This is a genomic window from Streptomyces griseus (genome assembly GCF_001715295.1).
GTDB classification, from domain to species: domain Bacteria; phylum Actinomycetota; class Actinomycetes; order Streptomycetales; family Streptomycetaceae; genus Streptomyces; species Streptomyces griseus_G.
Genome location: NZ_MDKB01000001.1, coordinates 1,692,284 through 1,709,508 on the forward strand (window position 1 = coordinate 1,692,284; position 17,225 = coordinate 1,709,508).

General features: G+C 70.0%; 11 protein-coding genes and 4 pseudogenes. 6 read left to right on the forward strand and 9 right to left on the reverse strand.

All coding sequences use genetic code 11. The features are described from left to right. Positions 1–203, forward strand: a pseudogene (locus BA175_RS06595) (hypothetical protein); the annotation flags it as partial. Positions 204–1,083: 880 nt separating this feature from the next. On the opposite strand, the gene BA175_RS31075 reads toward BA175_RS06595, so the two are convergent. The 6 genes and pseudogenes from BA175_RS31075 to BA175_RS06625 all read right to left on the reverse strand — a co-directional run bounded on the left by BA175_RS31075 (position 1,084) and on the right by BA175_RS06625 (position 10,286). Next, the gene (locus tag BA175_RS31075; protein ID WP_069170238.1) at positions 1,084–1,506 is read right to left on the reverse strand and encodes a hypothetical protein; all 423 of its coding nucleotides are present in this window, start codon (positions 1,504–1,506) and stop codon (positions 1,084–1,086) included. 276 nt (positions 1,507–1,782) lie between these two features. After that, entirely contained in the window at positions 1,783–3,822 is a 2,040-nt protein-coding gene (locus BA175_RS06605; RefSeq protein WP_175420752.1) for a fibronectin type III domain-containing protein, read from the reverse strand. Positions 3,823–4,463: 641 nt separating this feature from the next. Continuing rightward, positions 4,464–4,781, reverse strand: coding sequence for a YrhK family protein (locus BA175_RS06610; protein ID WP_069170240.1), 318 nt, complete (start codon positions 4,779–4,781; stop codon positions 4,464–4,466). 511 nt (positions 4,782–5,292) lie between these two features. Beyond that, positions 5,293–6,173: pseudogene (locus BA175_RS06615) on the reverse strand (GNAT family N-acetyltransferase). A 1,015-nt stretch (positions 6,174–7,188) separates the two neighbouring features. Next, a complete protein-coding gene (locus BA175_RS06620; RefSeq protein WP_254667819.1) occupies positions 7,189–8,229 on the reverse strand; it encodes a M23 family metallopeptidase in 1,041 nt (346 codons plus the stop codon). 1,064 nt (positions 8,230–9,293) lie between these two features. Then, a complete protein-coding gene (locus BA175_RS06625; protein WP_069170243.1) occupies positions 9,294–10,286 on the reverse strand; it encodes an aldo/keto reductase in 993 nt (330 codons plus the stop codon). 122 nt (positions 10,287–10,408) lie between these two features. Here BA175_RS06625 and BA175_RS06630 point away from each other — a divergent pair, with 122 nt between their 5' ends. Together BA175_RS06630 and BA175_RS32285 are read left to right on the forward strand one after the other, a co-directional pair. After that, positions 10,409–11,038, forward strand: coding sequence for a TetR family transcriptional regulator (locus BA175_RS06630; protein WP_069170244.1), 630 nt, complete (start codon positions 10,409–10,411; stop codon positions 11,036–11,038). A 212-nt stretch (positions 11,039–11,250) separates the two neighbouring features. Then, positions 11,251–11,484, forward strand: a pseudogene (locus BA175_RS32285) (transposase); the annotation flags it as partial. Positions 11,485–11,512: 28 nt separating this feature from the next. Here BA175_RS32285 and BA175_RS06635 read toward each other — a convergent pair. Beyond that, positions 11,513–13,429, reverse strand: a complete 1,917-nt coding sequence (locus BA175_RS06635; RefSeq protein WP_069170245.1) for a hypothetical protein — start codon at positions 13,427–13,429, stop codon at positions 11,513–11,515. A 606-nt stretch (positions 13,430–14,035) separates the two neighbouring features. Next, a complete protein-coding gene (locus BA175_RS06640; protein ID WP_069170246.1) occupies positions 14,036–14,554 on the reverse strand; it encodes a HEAT repeat domain-containing protein in 519 nt (172 codons plus the stop codon). 111 nt (positions 14,555–14,665) lie between these two features. Between BA175_RS06640 and BA175_RS06645 the strand changes: the two are divergent. Further along, positions 14,666–14,949 (forward strand): annotated as a pseudogene (locus BA175_RS06645) (transposase); the annotation flags it as partial. A gap of 82 nt (positions 14,950–15,031) precedes the next feature. Next, positions 15,032–15,442 carry a hypothetical protein gene (locus tag BA175_RS31660; RefSeq protein ID WP_069170248.1) on the forward strand — a complete coding sequence of 137 codons (411 nt, stop codon included), beginning with the start codon at positions 15,032–15,034 and terminating at the stop codon, positions 15,440–15,442. Positions 15,443–15,477: 35 nt separating this feature from the next. On the opposite strand, the gene BA175_RS30855 is transcribed toward BA175_RS31660, so the two are convergent. Then, the gene (locus BA175_RS30855) at positions 15,478–16,356 is read right to left on the reverse strand and encodes a hypothetical protein (RefSeq protein ID WP_139131374.1); all 879 of its coding nucleotides are present in this window, start codon (positions 16,354–16,356) and stop codon (positions 15,478–15,480) included. Positions 16,357–16,975: 619 nt separating this feature from the next. Between BA175_RS30855 and BA175_RS31410 the strand changes: the two genes are divergently transcribed. Continuing rightward, positions 16,976–17,225 (forward strand): hypothetical protein (locus BA175_RS31410; RefSeq protein ID WP_079159427.1); only part of this gene is annotated, 250 nt, incomplete at its 3' end.

Below are 17,225 nucleotides of genomic sequence, written 5' to 3' on the forward strand. Positions count from 1 at the left end.
AAGGCGCCGAGGGCGATTACCTCTGTTACCTCGACACGCCGATCCTGGAGGACGCCTCCCGCACCTCCACCTTCGGCCTCCACGTCGAGGAGGTGATCAAGAACGCCACCGGCCGGGCGTACTTCGCGTACACGATGCCGAACGAGGGCCGGCCGGCGAACGACTCCGGGACGATCGTGCTGAACCCGGCGGACGAGGACTGAGCGCCGGCAGCCCGGCAGAACGGCGGGATCATCGCATGACCGGGATCTTTGATCACTCGAGGCGCGTCCTGCGGACGATCCGTGGGTGATCTTGTCGAATCGTCACTCCGTCTACAGAAGTGGCTTGCGCTCATGACGGCCACCGCTCTCGACTGGCTGACGATCCGAGACGGAGTGCGCGGCCTCAGGCGAGACCTGAGGCGCCGACGGAAAGGAACCCCGCTGTGAGCGGGGATACGGATACGCCGGACGCTTGCTGATCGGGCGCGGGGGGCTCCGGCCCTTCGCGCCGGCAGCGACCCGAAGAACTGGCTCCGAGAGGCGCTGGTGGCTGGAGGAGCCCGGAATCCGAGGCACAGAGGTGTGCACCGGCGCGGGTACCGCCCCGGGCGTGATCGTCGAGAGCGGGACCAGATCCGGCGGGGTCTTCCGGTGGGCGGCGTCCACCGGAACGTGCCGGACGGCCGGATCGCCGTCGTCAGCTGATGACCTCTGCCATCCGGTGTCCGGCAGTCGATCTCGGCGTGCACCCCCTGGGGTGCGAAGCCGGACGCTGCCGCTCGCTGATCCCGATCCGACATGAAGTCTCCGCAACTCAGACGTGTGACGCGAGCCGAGGGGGAGGTCTGCCTCCGGCAACGGAGGGAGGCGGCCGCCTCCGACCATGGCGCACCCCGTGGCATGCCCTTCCCCTCGGCTGCCTTCCTCGCGCACTCCGGTGCAAAGGGGCGTGTCGTGCCCGGTCAGGTGGGCCCGAAGGGGGCCATGGTGGCGCGCAGGTGCCCGTGGGCCCTCCGGTAGGGATCCCGGTGGAGATCAGCGTGGCGCGGTGGTCGCCCCACGGCCCGCATCCGCCGACCGCCGGGCACAAAGACTCCCGTCACCTTCCCCCTTCCTGCCCGGCGCTACTGCGGCGGGGCCGGTTCGGCGCCCGCCCGATCTGCTCGGCGACTTGCCGGACCTCCTTCTCGCCGTAGGCGGTGCGCACGCCGGAGAAGCTGAAGCCGGAACAGCCGGCGAGCTCCTCCAGCCCGAAGGGACGGTTGCCGCAGAACTCCCGCCCGTAGGCCAGCATCCGGCGGATCCCGGCATCCACGGCCTCCTTCTGCGCCCTGAGGTCGTCCAGCGCCAGCAACAGGGGATCCACTCGCGACGCCTCGCTCGCGGCCTGCAGACGGAACGCCTCCTCCTCGCGTTGCGCGGCGACCTGCTCGCAGGCATCGATGAAGCAGTCCGCGGGGGTCACCGAGCCGGGCTCCGGCAGCGGGTGCCGTAGAGCGGCCAGTTCTTCAGTCCGGTTCATTTTGCGATCGTCGCAAGCTATTGCGGCGATCGCATTCGAAGGGGGACGCACCTGGCGCGGCCGGCACCACCCACCACGTCACCCTCGCCCTCACCGCCGCCCAGGCCTTTCTCACCCTGCGGCGGCTCGACTTGGAAGGACACGCACCGGTCCGGCCCTCGACCACGTCCTCGACATCGTTCAGGACGTGCTGAGGTGCCGGACCGGCGCCCGCACCGTCTGCGGCCGCCCCCTCACCACCCACGGAACCAGACCCAGAACCTGAACCGGACGAAGCTAGACGCGGTCCTGGAAGATGGTGTACCAGGGGTAGGTGCCCACCACGGCGCCGTCGGCCGTCACGGCCTCCAGCGTGTAGAAGTACGTGTTCCCCTTCGTCGCCGTGGTGTCCGCCCACGTCCGGGCGTCCGCCGGGAGCAGTCCGTCGTGCTGGGTCTCGTACGCCTCGGTCACCGGGTTCCACCGGCTCACCCGGTAGCCGGTCACCGTGGCGCAGCGGGCCGTGTCGGTGCACTGCCAGTCGACGGACGGACGGGTGGCCGTCGCGTTGTGGCTCAGCCTGCCGAGGTTCCAGTCCCGGGTGACGGTCACGGACGGCCGGACGTCGAGCTCGGTGGCCTCGACCACGGTGACCTTCGGGTCGCTCGGGTGCAGCGTGTTGCCCCAGCGGTCCTTGGCCATCACCGCGTACACGCGCGTCTCGCCGTCCGGCAGGCCGCCGCACAGGATCGCGAGCGGGTTGCTCGTGCCCTCCGCGCAGGTGTCGGGGCCGAGCCACTTGACCGTGCCGTCGGCCTGCCGGACGCCCGCCCACACCACGTACTCGTCGATGTCATCCTCGGGCGAGGCGGCCCAGCTCACCAGCATGCCGTCGGCGCGCGGGGTGACCTTCACGCCCGAGACCGGGCCGGGCGCCACGGTGTCGCCGGTGCGGACGACGAGCGGCGCGGAGTACGCCGACTCGTTGCCGTCCGGGTCCACCGCCGTGACGGCGTACGTCACGTACGTGTTCACGGGCATGCCCAGGTCGACGCACCGGCCCCCGTTGCCCGCCTCGTCGCTCCCCTCGGCGCAGGCCACCGCGGTGCGCGCGGCCGGGTCGAAGGTCTTGCCGGGCGAGCGGTACACGCGGTAGTGCCCGCCGTTGTCCCAGTCCTCGACCCAGCGGCCGCCGGGCGCCGTCCAGTTCACCGAGGTGGAGGCGGGAACGGCGTAGGAGTTCAGGCCGGTCGGGGCCTCCGGCGGCGTACGGTCGACGCCGTCGCCGGTGACCGTGGCGTACGCCCCCGGGTTGCCGAGCGCGTCGACGCCGCGGACGCGGTAGTAGCGCAGGGCGTTCGGGGGCGCGTCGGTCCGGTACGACGCCGTGGTCGTCGTGCCCAGCAGCGTGAACGGGCCGACGGCCTCGGGCGAGGCGTACACCTCGTACTTCGCCGCGTCGGTGACCGCCTGCCAGCTCAGGGCGGCCCACCACGCGTCGCTGACGACCGTGAGACCGGTCGGGGCCACCGGGCCCGTGCGGTCCACGGTCGTCGCCGTCACGTCCGGGCTGCCGGTGGACTCGCGGCCGGCCTTGTCGACGGCGCGGACCTCGTACAGGAAGGTCTGGCCGGTCGCGGGCGAGGCGTCGACGAAGGACGGGGTGGTGAGCAGCGACGTGCCGCTGACCTTCGCCCAGCTCGTGGCGCTCAGCCGGCGGTACACGCGGTACCCGGCGAGGTCCATCTCCTTGTTGGCGGCCCAGCGCAGGGTCGTCCTGGCGGTGTCGCGACCGTAGGCGGCGGTGAGGCCGGTCGGGGCCAGCGGTCTGACCGTGTCGACGGCGGCCTCGGTGCGCGGGGTGTAGGTGAAGGCGGCGTTGGCGACGCCGGTCCAGGCAACGTAGTCCACGCGGATCGTGTGCTTGCCGGCCGGGAGGGTCAGGTCGACGGTCTTACGGGCGGTGGTGGAGACGTTCTTCCACAGGTCGATCTTCCGCACGCCGTCGACGTGGACGCGCATGCCGTCCTGCGTGGCGGCGGAGAGCCGGAAGGGGCCGCCGGAGCCGAAGTCACGGGTCAGGGACCAGCGGACGGAGAAGTTGTCCTTGGGCAGCGTGACGCCGGCCGGGTCGCCGTAACCGTAGTTCTCGCTGATGGCGGAGTCGCAGACGGTCAGCTTCGGCGTGCCGCTGAAGGTGGAGTTGCCGAAGTACTGCGCCTTCCAGACGGGAGAGGCGCAGGTGACCGCCGCGGAGGCGGGGGCGGCGTTGATCAGGCCGCCGGTGGTGGCGAGCGCCGCGGTCGCGGCCAGCGCGGACAGCTGGGTACGAGTCATCAGGAGAGAGGGCCCCTTCTGGACCAAGGGAAGGCATGTGAAACGGGTGACGCCTGTGTGACTCATGGGGCGGGGGCAGGGTTGCCCCGCCCGCTCACCCTTTTTCGCGGACGTTCACCACGCGTCGGCCCTCCCGGTGGACCTCGGCCGGGGCGGCCGCGCGCATGTTCCCGTCCGGCAACCGCTCGCCCGTCAGCTGGGTCGGCCTGCGCCGCTCCCATCCCTCCGCCATGCCCCGACCAGCAGGATCAGCAGACCTCACGAAGCACTACCGAGACCGTGTCTCCCATGGTCGGTTCGAGGAGCCCGTTCGTAGCAGCGGGGGGCGGCTGCCGGTCCGGGAAAGGCCAGGTGGTTGCCTGGTTCGCGCCGGTAGCGGTGGTGGAGCCGGCGGTAGCCGGCCACCCGGGACGTGGTGTGTTCGACGACCCGTCTGCGGCGGCCGGGACGCTAGCCGGAGTCGCTGTCCTTGCGTGCGATACGGAACCGGGCACGGTCGGCCACGCGCGGCAGGGACCGGCTCCCGCAGGGGACGGCCGCCGCACCTCGACCCGGCCGGCCACCGGTCGGTCCACCGGGTACCGGCTCCGCACGGGCCTTCATGGCCGGGCCGCGCCCCGGCGGGTGGCCTGAGCGGGCGCTCAGTAGTCCTGTGCGCTGTCGGTGGGTGGGGCAGCCGGAGAGCGGGACCGGAGCGTGCGGGAGTGAACGCGCTGCAGGTGCAGGTGGCGGGTGAGACGGATCGCGGGCCGGATGAGTAGCTCGATACTGCCGATGAGGAAGCACCAGGTGCCTGCGGTGGTCCACTCCTCGGAGAAGAACATGATGCTGCCGGTGACGAACCACAGGGCGACGAGCGCGTCGTTGGCGATACTGGCGGCTTCGTAGCGTCGCCTGATGACGAGCTCTTCGCGGCCCATGTGGATGACCATGGGCGTGCTGTTCGGAGCGTTCTTCATGCCCCCACGGTACGGAAGCCGCGCGGGACGCGGCCGGTGGGCGCGTGGCGGGGCCGTCCTTTCTACGGCTGAGGCAGCCACCGGCTCCGAGGAGATCCTGGTCGGCAAGGCGGTCAAGGACTTCCGCGACGAGGTGGTCCTGGCCACCGGGTTCGCCTTCGACCGGTCCGACCCCTGGGACCTGTCCGAGGGGTTCGGCCTCAACAGCCGCCCGGACACCATCCGCGTGGCCGCCTACCACCGCCTGCGCTACCTGGGTGTCGACCAGATCGAAAGCGCCCACACAGCCGACGTCACCCTCACCGAGGCCGATCTCGCCGCGATCCGCGAGATCCTCCCGACCGGCGGATCCGGCGCCGTGTCTCCGGCCGACGCCCGGCCCGTCCAGCCCGCTCACGCAGGCACCCGCCGGCCACCCCGTACCAACCTGGCCAAGCCCTATCAGGCCGTGGATCGAGAGCATGGACGGGCTGGGCGATGTGATGTCCAGGCCCGGCCCGTCCGTCCGCCGCTAAAGGTCGAGTCGGTACTGATGTGTCGTGTGCGTGGGCGTGTAGCCGAGACTGTCGTTGATCTGTCTCATGTGCGTGTTGCTGTCGGCGGTGTCCGTCAGGAGGCCGCCGAGGTCTGGATAGCGCCCATGGGCGTGTCGGATCGACTCGGCCTTCATCCATCGGCCGAGGCCGTGTCCACGGTGCTCGGGCAACACGCCGGTGCCGTAGTGCCGGCCATCACCTCTGCCGTCGCCGGGGACGACCAGCTCGGTGAACCCGGCGATCGAGTCGTCGGACACGTCGACGGCAACGACGGTGTGCAGGTGCTCACCACGCTGCTCGACAGCCTTCGCCGCTGCCCGGACACGGTCCACGTCCCAGGTCACCGTGCCGTGGTCGGTGTCGTCCATGGGCATGTCGTCCATGGCGCGCCGCGAGTCGGCGAACGTCTCGGCGAGGCCGTCGGGCACGGTTCCGTGCCATGACATCAGCCGGTAGCCGGAATGCGGACGCTCGGCGATACGGGCGAGGGCGGTGATGTCCGCCTGGGCCAGCGGCAAGCGGGAGAACCTCAGGGTGAGGGCCTTCCTGAAACCGCGCGCCGACAGGAAGCGGCCGCCGGGCGCTCCGGCCTCGGCCTGCGCGATGACGCAGCGTCGGGCATCGGCCCGGGCAGCGGCCACGGCGGCCTCGACGAGCATGGAACCGACGTACTTGCGTCGTTCCGCGGGATGGACACCGAGGGTCAGTTCGGCCAGGTGCTCCTGTCCGGGACTGTTGAACAGGCGCAGAAAGGCGGTTCCGACGGGGATGGAATCGGCGTTGGACGCCAGCCATGCAAGACGCCGGCTGTTCGGGCCGTGAACGGGTCGGTCAGTGGGGTGATGCGGGATGACAAGGTGCCTCCGTCGTGAGGATGTGGCAAAGGGCAGTACGCGGACTCAACTGCTGGGCACTCCTGCGCATGTGCTCCACACCTCCTCGTCGACAGCACCGGTCCCGAACGCCATCGGACGGCCGGGAGAACTTAGCCGGCCCGTCGGCTCCTCGGCAAAGGGTTAACGAAAAGCCGGTGCCGGCGTGCTGACACAGCCATTCGTCGATGGCCACGACCAGCACGGTCACCTCGTAGCCGACCGCCGGCTTGTCGTACCTCGTGGCCACGGCCCGGTGGCGCTCGAGGCGATGGATGCCGCACTCGACAGCGTGCCGGTCCCGATAGCCGGTCTTCTCGAACTTCGGCCGACGGCCACCGCGCGAGTCGTGCTTCTTCCGGTGGAGGGCCTGGTCGGCCTTGTCCGGGACGGCGCAGCGGATGCCGCGAGTGCACCGAGCGGGCGTTCCGGCGGGTGGTGCCGCCGGCAAGGGCCATACGTCCGCAGGGCGGGGGCCGCCGGCGGACCGGTATTGCTGCGGGCCGTAGACGGAATCAATACCGACCTCGGCACTCGGGACTTTCGAGTCGGATCTCGGGAAGCTCGACGACAACAGGTATTTCAAGGGGACCGCCACCTACTCGTTCAACGCGCCCAGGTAGTCCGTCGAGCCGAAAGGGGTGGAAACCCGGATGGGCAGGGTCGAGGCAGCAGTCCTCAAGCTGGTTCCCGGCGCCCGCCGGAGGCTTTGCCCTGGTCTGCCCGTGCCGGGAAGCAGCGAAGCCGGATTCCGCCGACGAGTCGTCGTCGGCGTCAGTGGCCTTCATGCCTACGCGCCCGCCGACCTCTCGCGCCGAGTCGAAGGCGGTGTGGTGGCCGTGGGCGGCCTGCCCGGGCACGGCGGGCTTCTCCTCCAGGAGAGCAGTGTTCTCCATGTCCCCGGCGGCGTCCAGCAGCTCCCGGACTGTGGTGACGACAGCCGGGTCAGGGCAGCTGGGGGTGCGGGCCGGGGCTGGTGATGCCCCGGCCCGTGCCGGGTCAGTAGGAGCAGCCGCTGGTGGGCAGGGAACTCGGGGCCGGCGGGGTGGCGCCGTCGTAGAGGGCGAGCAGCAGCCGCTGCGGGCAGTGCTTGACGCCGCCGATGCGGATCTCGAAATGGAGGTGCGGCCCGGTGGACTGGCCGGTGTTGCCCGACTCGCCGAGGTACTGGCCAGGTGTGACAGTGGTGCCGGCGGCGACGCCACGGGAGTCGAGATGGCCGTAGATGTAGGTGACACCATTGCCATCGGTCAGGGTGATGCCGTTGCCGAAGCCGCCGTCGATGTGCCCAACGGTGCCTCGGGTAACAGCGTAGACAGGGGTCCCGGTGGGGACCTGGATGTCGATCGCCGAGTAGTCGTGGTGTGGGTCGTCCAGTTCCCCGCGGGAGACGGCCGAGTGGGGGAGGACGTAGGCGTACTGCCGGCCGACGCAACTGGCGGTGTCCGCCTCGGCGGACAGCAAAGTCTGGGTCCAGCCGGAAAGATCGACCGGATCGTCGTTGTGGTAGATGATGTCACTACCTGAGCTGTCATCGGGGTTGAGATCCTGGTACCAGTACATTCCTCCCGCCGCGGTGACACCGTAGTAGAAACCGCCGCCGGGTGAGACGAGCTTGCTGAAGCCGGACCAGTTGGCCGCGGCAAGTTGGCTGCTCGTCCAGGTTCCCGCGTCGCTGATGCGGTACTCCAGAAGCCGACCGTCCTCGGTGTTGGCGAGGAGCCGGTCGTCCCCGGTGGAAGCAAGAGCCTTCAGGACGAAGCCGGTGCCTATCTCACGGCGTTGCCCGATGTGCTCAGACCCGGCCGGCTTGGGCTGGGAGACGAGGTACTGAAGCAGCACACCGCCGGCGGTGCCGTAGAGATGGCCGTGACCGTCGTAGACGAGCTTGTCGTGGGTCCAGCCCGTCCCGATCGCAGTGGGCGCGCTCATCAGGGCCAAGGAGAGGTTGTTGGTCTTGACATCGATGCGGTAGAGGGTGCCGGACGCATCGGTGGCCAGGACCGTGTTGAAGTTCAGCGTCGCCAGGGCCCTGGGCAAGAAACCGAGATCGGGACCTATGTGGGTCTTGAGACGGTTCCCGGTGGAAGGATCAATCTGGGAATACGTCAGGCGCCCGTCAGGAAGGGCCCCGTAGAGGGACACGGAGCCGGAGCAGTCCGCGTCCGCCGCCGCGGTGCGCACGGTGCTGGGGCTCTGGGCCGCACGGGACGTTCCGGCGTGGGCGCCCGCCGTGGCAGAGGTGACGAGGCCGAGGGCCAGGGCCCCGGTGAGGAGCGTACGAACGGTGCTTCGGCGTCTGCGGGTCAATGTCGGTCCTCCGTTGGTCTGGGGCCAGCGGCGCGCATACCAGGTTCTCGGCGCCCGGGACTCCGGCAAGAAAGCCGGCGCGAAGCGACGCCGACGCCGCTGAGCATCCCCGGCGAGGTGGACGGCCTGTTCGACGCGCAATCGTTTCGTTACCTGACCTGGCGAACTTGGCCAACGAGCACACCATCCACGTCCCGCAGAAGTCTTGCCATCACACCGGGTCGACAGAACGGCGACGAGCCAGCGTTCCGAGTGCAGGACTAGGCCGTGTTGCGAAAGTGGCGTCGTCTGCCCGGAGGGCAGGGCCCGGCGGCGTGTGGTGCGTGCAATCGCAAGGCGGAGGGTCGTCCTGATACTGGGCGTATCGGGATGATCCCGACAACGCGGCGAGTGTGCGTGCCAGGCGCCGCCGGGCAGACGGGACTTTCGCAACACGGCCTAGGTCCCCGGGTGCCTGTCCCTGCGTTCACGGGGCCCGCCCGTAGCACCGGGCCGAGGCCACCTGATGTGCCGGGGCAATCGCGTCGGCCTTCCCGGTGGACGTCGGCCGTGGCGGCGCCGGCGCATGTTCCCGTCCGGCAACTGCTCGGCCGTCGGCCGGATCGGCCTGCGCCGGCCCCGTCCCTCCGCTCATGCTCCCAGCCAGCCAGGATCAGTGGACCTCGCGAAGCATGACCCGCCGTGGCCGGTGCGCACGTTGGGCACCGACCCCGGTCACATCCCGCCTGGCAGGACATGTGCCGCCGCTGCTCGCCGCCGCTGCCCGGGACCGGCCGAACTCGGTGAACGGGCTGTCAGGCGGTGCGGTAGTCAGCCATGATCGAGGCCGGGTAGCGGCTGCCTGCGGAGCCCCGGGGGAGGGCCTCCCGGATACGGGCCAGGTCGGCCTCGGTGAGTTCCACGTCGGTGGCGCCGGCGTTCTCCTCCAGACGTGTGGCGTTGCGGGTGCCCGGGATCGGGATCACGTCCTCGCCCTGGGCGAGCAGCCAGGCCAGGGCAAGCTGGGCGGGAGTGATGCCCTTGGAGGCGGCGAGCTTTCGGAGCTGCTCGGCGGCGTTCAGGTTGTAGGTGTAGTTCTCGCCCTGCCAGCGCTCGTCCCAGCGGCGCATGTCGCCCTCGGGGTACTCGTCAGCGGGCTTGACCACGCCGGAGAGGAAACCGCGGCCGAGCGGCGAGTACGGTACCAGGCCGATCCCCAACTCTCGCAGGACCGGCAGGATCTCGTCCTCCACTTCGCGTTCGAAGACCGAGTACTCGTACTGCAGGGCTGTGACCGGGGTGACGGCGTGGGCGCGGCGGATGTACTGCGGGCCGACGTTACTCAGGCCGAAGTACTGCACCTTGCCCTCGGCGATCAGGTCACCGACAGTGCCGGCGACCTCCTCGGCCGGTACGCCGGGGTCGGAGATGTGCTGGTAGAAGAGGTCGATGCGGTCGGTCTGGAGGTAGCGCAGGCTGTTCTCGGCGACCTTGCGGATGTTCTCCGGGCGGCTGTTGACGCCGCTCCCCGGCGTCTTGCCGGTCATGTCGAAGCCGAACTTGGTGGCCAGGACGACCTCGTCGCGGAAGTCCTTGACCGCACTGCCGAGCAGCGTCTCGTTGCTGCCGGTGCCTTGGCCGTACAGCTCGGCGGTGTCGAAGAAGTCGACGCCGAGTTCGTGGGCGTGGCGGATGGTGGAGATGCCGTCCTCGTCGTTCGAGGGGCCGTAGGCCATGGACATCCCCATCACGCCCAGTCCGAGCGCGGAGACGCGTAGTCCCTGCTGGCCCAGGGTGCGGTGCTGCATGAGATCGCTCCTCGTGTCATGTCGGCAGCCCGTGGCTGACCAAACCAAACTGTTCGGTGTGAACCTACGCCTGTCCGGAGTGCAACGCAAAACCGAACGGTTCGGTCGCCTATCCTGGGCTCATGCCTCGCCCCACCAACCCCGGCCAGACCTCGGACGCCACCATCGCGGCCGAGCCCGCCGACTCCACGCGCCAGCGGATCGTCGCCGCGGCCAAGGAGGAGTTCGCCCGGCACGGGATCGCCGGCGCCCGCGTGAACCGCATCGCCGAGCAGGCCAGGACGAGCAAGGAACGTGTCTACGCCTACTTCCGCAGCAAGGAAGCCCTCTACGCGCACGTCGCCGAACGCGAGACGACCGCACTCATCGAGGCCACTCAGCTGGACCCGGCCGACCTGCCCGGTTATGCCGGCATCCTCTTCGACCACTTCACGGCACGCCCGGACCACTACCGCCTGATCATGTGGGGCCGCCTGGAACTGGCCGAGCCCGCCGACGACACCACCAGCCCCCTCCAGACCACGATCGCCGGCAAACTCGACCAACTCCGCGACGCACAGCGCATCGGGCTGCTCGACCCGGCCTGGGACCCCGTCGACGTCCTCGCCCTGATCAACCAGATCGCCATGACCTGGGCAGGTCAGCCCGAAATCGCCGCCGCGGCCGCAGACCAGGCCGCGGACCCCTCCATCACCGCCCGCCGCGCCGCACTGGTGGCCGCCGTCGAGCGCATGTTCCCTCGCTCGGACTGAGAACAACGCCCAAACCGGTTGGCTGGACGCACACCTCCGACTGTGTCCGTCGAAGACGACCTGGTGGACGCGCGGTCCGCCGGCGCGGGAGTGATGACGTCGAGCCCGCAGCCGGCCAAGCCGTCGGTGATGGCCGCGGCCATCCGGATGGGCGGCAACAGCCCTCGTCGACGGCGAGTTCGGCGACACCCGACAGACGCGTCGTCCCAGAGCGGGACATCCTCCGTGCTCTGCTGGGCCAAACGGCACGAAAGAACGACTGGCAGCGCGCCGAACAGGCAGGCCACCGCACCCCGGACGGCTTCCAGCGGCTGCTGAACAGCAGCGTCCGGGACGCGGACACCCCGCGCGACGACCTCCGCGCTTACGCCGGTGAGTCTCCCGGCCCCGGCGGTGTGCTGACCATCGACGACACCGGGTTCATCAAGAAGGGCACCACCTCGGCCCGGCCGGCCGACAGCACACCGGCACCCCTCACGCGGCGGCCAGCAGCTCCTCGATCGCGCCGCGCTCAGGACGACGTGGGTCGCGGCCCGCCAACCGCCCGTACAGCCGCTGCCAGGCGGCGTCGTCCGTCGCCGGCAGCTGGGTGCGGACCAGGGCTCTGAGCTTCTCCACCGCCTCCCCGAGCTGCGGGAGAGCGTCCGGCCGGCACTGGGCGTCACCGAGGAGGCGCAGCACACACGGGCCCTGATCCACGCGCCGCAGCAGGTCCTCGGACGTCACGACCCCCTCCGCGAGCAATTCGTCGAGTTGCCCGGGGTCCTGGTCGGTACTGAAATCCAGCAGGCCCCGCGGTGTGCCCCCGGCCGTGATCCACGTCCGCACGTACGACCGGTGCCTGCGGTGGTCTCGGCGTACCGCGTCGAGATGGCGGGCCACGACGCCGGGTGGTGTGCCGGGACGGTTGACCATCTGTGACCAGTACCGGAAGGGCTCACGGGCGTGCTCCCCCTCCAGGTGGTCCCAGTCGGGGTCCGGGAAGAGCTGCATCAACCGGTCGGCGGCGACCGCGCCGGCCTGCGGACCGAGACGGCGCAGGCGCGACGAGAGCTTCTGGGTCGTCAGCTCCTTGTCCACCCGGGCGCTGAGAGCCGTGAGCGGGTCGGCGGCGGTCAGCGCCTTCCGGCAGACGCGGGTGACCGCCGGGCTCACGACCCCTGTGTTGAGCAGTGCCGCCAACCGGGCCGGACCCGCGTGCCGCAGCAGGTTGAGGCAGCCCGTGAGCTGCTCGGGCATGCCGAACTTCGACCGGTGGCTGCTGGCGAACGCCGCCTCGACGAGTTCCGGCTCGGCGGCGTGCAGGCAGTCGGGGAGCGCGCTCCACGGGATGCGGTCGACGTGCGGTGCGAGCGGCACCGACGGGTCGGCAAGGACCACGCGGCGCTCCTCGGGGCCCACGTGGAAATGGAGGTCCAGGACGGCGAGGTGGATCTCCGGATCGCCGCACGCCAGCAGCCGCAGCGCGGTGCCCCGGGTCAGGTCGTCACCACGCGCGAGCACGAGCAGGGCCTCCCGGTCCCGGCTGCGCAGGAGGTGTTCCAGGACCGCCCTGGGCGTACCGCGGCGGAGGGCGACCACATACTGCGCCAGCAATATGCCCGTGCCGGCAGGCAGTTCCGGCATCAGGGCGTCCAAAACCTCGGCCTCGCACCGCAGGAGCACCTCGCCCGTCGGCCACCACCACTGAGCGCGCAGCAACTGGTCCGCCGTCTTCCGTCCCGTCAGCTGCTGCTCGGGCAGCAGGCGGGCGGGCGCGACCGCCACAGTGTCCGCGCAGCGCCGCACCAACCCGGGCCAGCCGAGCAGGGCGTCCGGGCCCGCTCCACCGGGCCGGCACAGGGCGTCGACGGTGGTGAGCAGCTTGCGCCAGGAGGCCGGATCGGTCCCCAGCGAGGCCGTGAGGTGTCTGCGCACCTCGAGCTCGAAGGCACGGCGCGCCCGGCTCCGCTCGAATGGGGTGCCGATCGGCATCGTCCAGCGCGCCGGGTACGTCTCGACGACGTCCTTCACCGCGAGCGTCCCGGCCTCATAGGCGGCCGACAGCCGGTGGACGCCGGCCCAGCGGCGATCAGCGGCGAGCGGGCCGGCCGCCACGTGGTCACGCAACGACTCAAGTGCCTCGCCGCCGTCGGCCGGAGGATGCGGGCGCAGCACCTGAGCGTCCGCCGGCAGGCCGCAGCGGAGCCAGGCCTCGGCCAGCCACTCAGGACGGCCGACAGACCGGGGGTACCGGTGGGCGGGAGTACGCCCCAGAAAGCGCACGACCTCGGCATCGGCGGGCAGCGGCGGATCGCCCTGGCTCTCTTCGGCAGCCAGGCGACGCAACAGGTCGACCGCGGCGACCGCCGCCCTGTGGACCTCCTCGTCCGGTGCGTCGTACGACCCCATCACGGCCTCCCCCGGTGATTGTTCTCCTGATCGGAAACAGTGCATCACAGGGGTCTGACATCGACACTCGCAGCGGTTGCGGTGGTCGTGGCGCAGGGTCGGACCGACGTCCTGCCGGGCTGTCCTGCGACTGTTCCGCCCGGCCGCCGGGACCCGTTCTCCATGACTCCGGCCAGGTGGAACGCGAACCCGTCGACATGTCCCACGGTTCAAAAAACACCTGTGCCCGTGTTCCCCGCCGGCCTACGGGCCCTCGCCCGCATCGCCGGCGACGAGGACGGGCCGGCTTCGAACTGGGCCGACCCGAAGGACTGGAAAGAGTGGCGGTCCGTACTCGCCCGCCCTCGCGCAGTGCTTGCCCCGGCCCCACCTTCCATCGCTCTCTTCGATGTCCAGCCATAACGGAGCGTCACTCGGCACGAAAGCTGTGCCAGAACCCGAGGCCGGACATCGTTTGTCGACGGCTTCGGGAGTCACCGCATGGGCCGGTTCCTCATTCCGTGAGTAGCTGAGGCACAGGAAGTCCTGGTGAGATTGATCTTGAGTGGAACGCTTGGCCGAGGAAACGGGGCCAGGCGTTCCAGGTGGGCGGCTACGACTCCACGGTCAGAGTTCGTCGCGGCGTGCGAGTTGATTCAGCGCGTTCTCGCGGATGGTCTTGTTCTCGTCGTTGCGCAGGCCTTCGAGGGCTTCCCGGGCCTCCGGGCCGGGAATGGCGCCAAGAGCCCAGATCGCCTTCACCGCGAGCGCCCGGTTCTCGTCCCAGTCCAGGTGCTCGGGAACCCAGTGGGCCGCCAAGGCCAGCGTCGGCACCGTACGGGGCGAGCGGAGGCGGCCCAGCATGCTGACGATGTCCTCGTGGTCCCTGTGCCAGTCGGCGGGGAACAACTCGGTCAACGGCTCCAGGAACTCCTCGACCGAGGCGCCTGCGGCGGCATGAAGGATCAGCGTCATCTCGACGTCGTCGGCGTCCTGGCGCTCCATGGCGTCCCGGAGCAGCCTCAGCGTCAGGGCCTCGCCGTCGGACTCGCCGAAGTGGACGAGCACCTCGTCGAGCGTGCGCGTCGGGCCGTCCCCCAGCCCGGCCGCCAGGCCCATGACGAGTTCCTGCTCCTCGGGAGTCATCGTTTGACCACCTCCCAGCGGTGAACGCCCTTCGGGCTGGACCTTAACAAGATCATTTACCACCTGTCCGCAGGTCTGTGGCGCCGACGTGTCGGTCAGATGATCTTCGTGATCACGGACAAGGTCTTCGGGGGCATGGCCGAGTGGCGGAACCGGCCTCTGGACGCGGTCCGTCCGGTGGTCTTCATCGACGCCATCCATGTGAAGGTCCGCGACGGGGCGGTTGCCGACCGGCCCATCCACGTGGCCCTCGCGGGTCACGACCGAGGGGCGGCGGGACAATTCTCGGGCTGTGGGCCGGTGATGGCGGCGAGGGTGCCAAGCACCGGGTGCGCATCCTCACCGAGATCAAGGACCGCGGTGTGAACGACGTCCTCATGCTGGTCTGCGACGGGTCGGCCTGCCCGACGCGGTCGAGGCCCTCTGACACCGCACGGTCTAAGCGCTTATGGATTCAGGCTGTGTACTCTCGGCTCCGTGCCCCGCCATCCGAAGAAGCCTCGGCGGCTGACTGTCGACGGGCGCGCGTATGTGTGGACGCTCCGGCACAGTCACAGCGTGGAGGACAGCGGCCGGTGCTGCGAGACCCTCACGCTTTACCCGCAGCCAGCCGTCACTGACGGCCCACTGCGCATTGTCTTCACCGAGGGCCCGGGTCGGTACGTCCCGGGTGGGGCTCCTCTGGGCTCTGGGGACGTGGGGTACATCCGGGGTGCCTTCCTGAACCTGCACGAACCTGGCGCTGTCCGAGCTCTGCTCGACGTGGTGTCGGCCCGTGGGTGGCGGCGGGAGGGGCGGCGGGTGGTGGAGATCGATGGGTGGTCTCTGTTGGAGGCGGCAGCCGCCGCGCGGGCCGGGGCCATCGGCCCCGCCAGCCCGAGACGATGACTTCGATGGTTTCGTAGGCCCTCGAACGGGCCGACTCAGCCGTGGGCTTCGGCGGGAATCGTGGCGCGGGCCGTCCGCGTCGCGGGAACCGTGCAGGCTGTCACGTTCCTGGGGGCGTGCGGCTGAGCGCGTAGTCGAGTGTGCGTCCCGTCCTTTGATCTGCATGTATTCGCGTGTACGGCCTGCTCGGTCGCTGATGCTTGTCTTGGCCGATGCCGCCTGGCACTTCGCGCTGCAGAGGGGGCTCCGGGGCCGGAGTCGAGGGACGCGGACGTGGCCGCGCGCTGACTCGCGCCGGTGAGGACGTCACCGGGCAGCAGCTGCGGAACCTGTTCGGCGAGCGAGGCTGACCGGCTCGCCAAGGGCAACTTTCCGATGAAGGCGTTCAAGGCTGCGTGTCGGAGCAGGAGCCAGTGCAGGAACGGACGGGCGAGGCCGGCGGTTGCGGCCGGCTTGTTTGCGAGCTCGTGCTCCGGCCGGCCGGGGATGCGTTCGAGATCCTCGTCGTGCTCCGTCAAGATGCCGGTGTGGAGGAGTGGTTGGCGGATGTAGCGCTGGTTCCGGCTGGGTGGGAGCTTGTCCGGCAGCGTGTGGCTGAGCGTATGGCCTTCGGTCACGAGCTGGGTGAGGAGCTTGATGTTCGGGCTCTCCTTGAGGCACTGGATTGCGGGGAACGGTGAGGGAGCGTCCGCCGGCGCGGCCGCGAACGGTTCCAGTTGCGGGGTGATCGTGCCGTCGGGTCCTGCCAGCAGTGTGTTGATCGCTCGGCGAGGACACAGGGAGAGCGTCGGTCGCGGCTGCAGGAGGGTGCCGGCCCGGCCGCGCTGCTTGCGGGTGTAGTCGGCGGCGAAGCCGATACATGACCCGCAGACCTCAACGCCGTCGTTGTCCCGCGCGATCAGCGGCTGGATCATGCCGCGGCGGGGGCACTCGGCCGGGGAGCGGAACTCGGCGGTTTGGACTGTGTCCTGCATGGTCAGTTTGAGGGTCTGTTTGTAGCAGGAGTGGGCGGCGGCGAGTCCGGGAAAGGCTGGCCAGGTAGTTGCGGGTTTGGCGTTCCCGGGGGAGGGACAGCGCGTTGCTCGCCTGCTGGCGGCTGCTTCGACCCGCCCGGGAACGGGCGTGCGGGCGCCCGGGAACGGGCGTGCGGGCGCCCGGGAACGGGCGTGCGGGCGCCCGGGAACGGGCGTGCGCGTGCCTGTGTCGCGCATAGGGTCTGTGGATTGTCCGGGGTGATTGTCCCTGAGGGCTGTCTCGCGGTTGGCGGTGGGCGTGCGGCGTCGGTTACGGTTCCTCGCCGCGTTGTCGGAACGTTCCCATGCGTCCTGTATGCGGACGTCCCTCCGCCGTGCGTTGCCCCGTATCCGACGCCGCACGCTGTTCCGCCGGGAATTGCGGGACAGCCCTTTGCCTGTTGACGTGCTGGTGGGGCGTACTCGCCCCGCACCTTGGCTGTGTCCTTTGTCGTGAGTTCCGGACAGCTGCGCAAGTCGGGCGAAGGCATCTGGTGTATGGGCCTGGCACGATGGGCGGATGACCCCGCACCGCTCCAGCGGCTCGTTTCTCTCTCTTTGGTCGAAGGACTCGATCCTGTCCGTCGGCTCCGTGGGATCCGTCCTCTCGGTCGGGTCTGTCGGCAGCGTCCTCTCACTCGGCTCGGTCGGCAGTGTGCTGTCCGCCGGATCGATCGGTTCAGCGCTTTCCCTGTTGTCCACCGCTTCCTGGCTCAGTACGGGTTCGTTGCTTTCCGCGCGTTCTCGCTGGTCTGTTTTGTCCTGGCGTT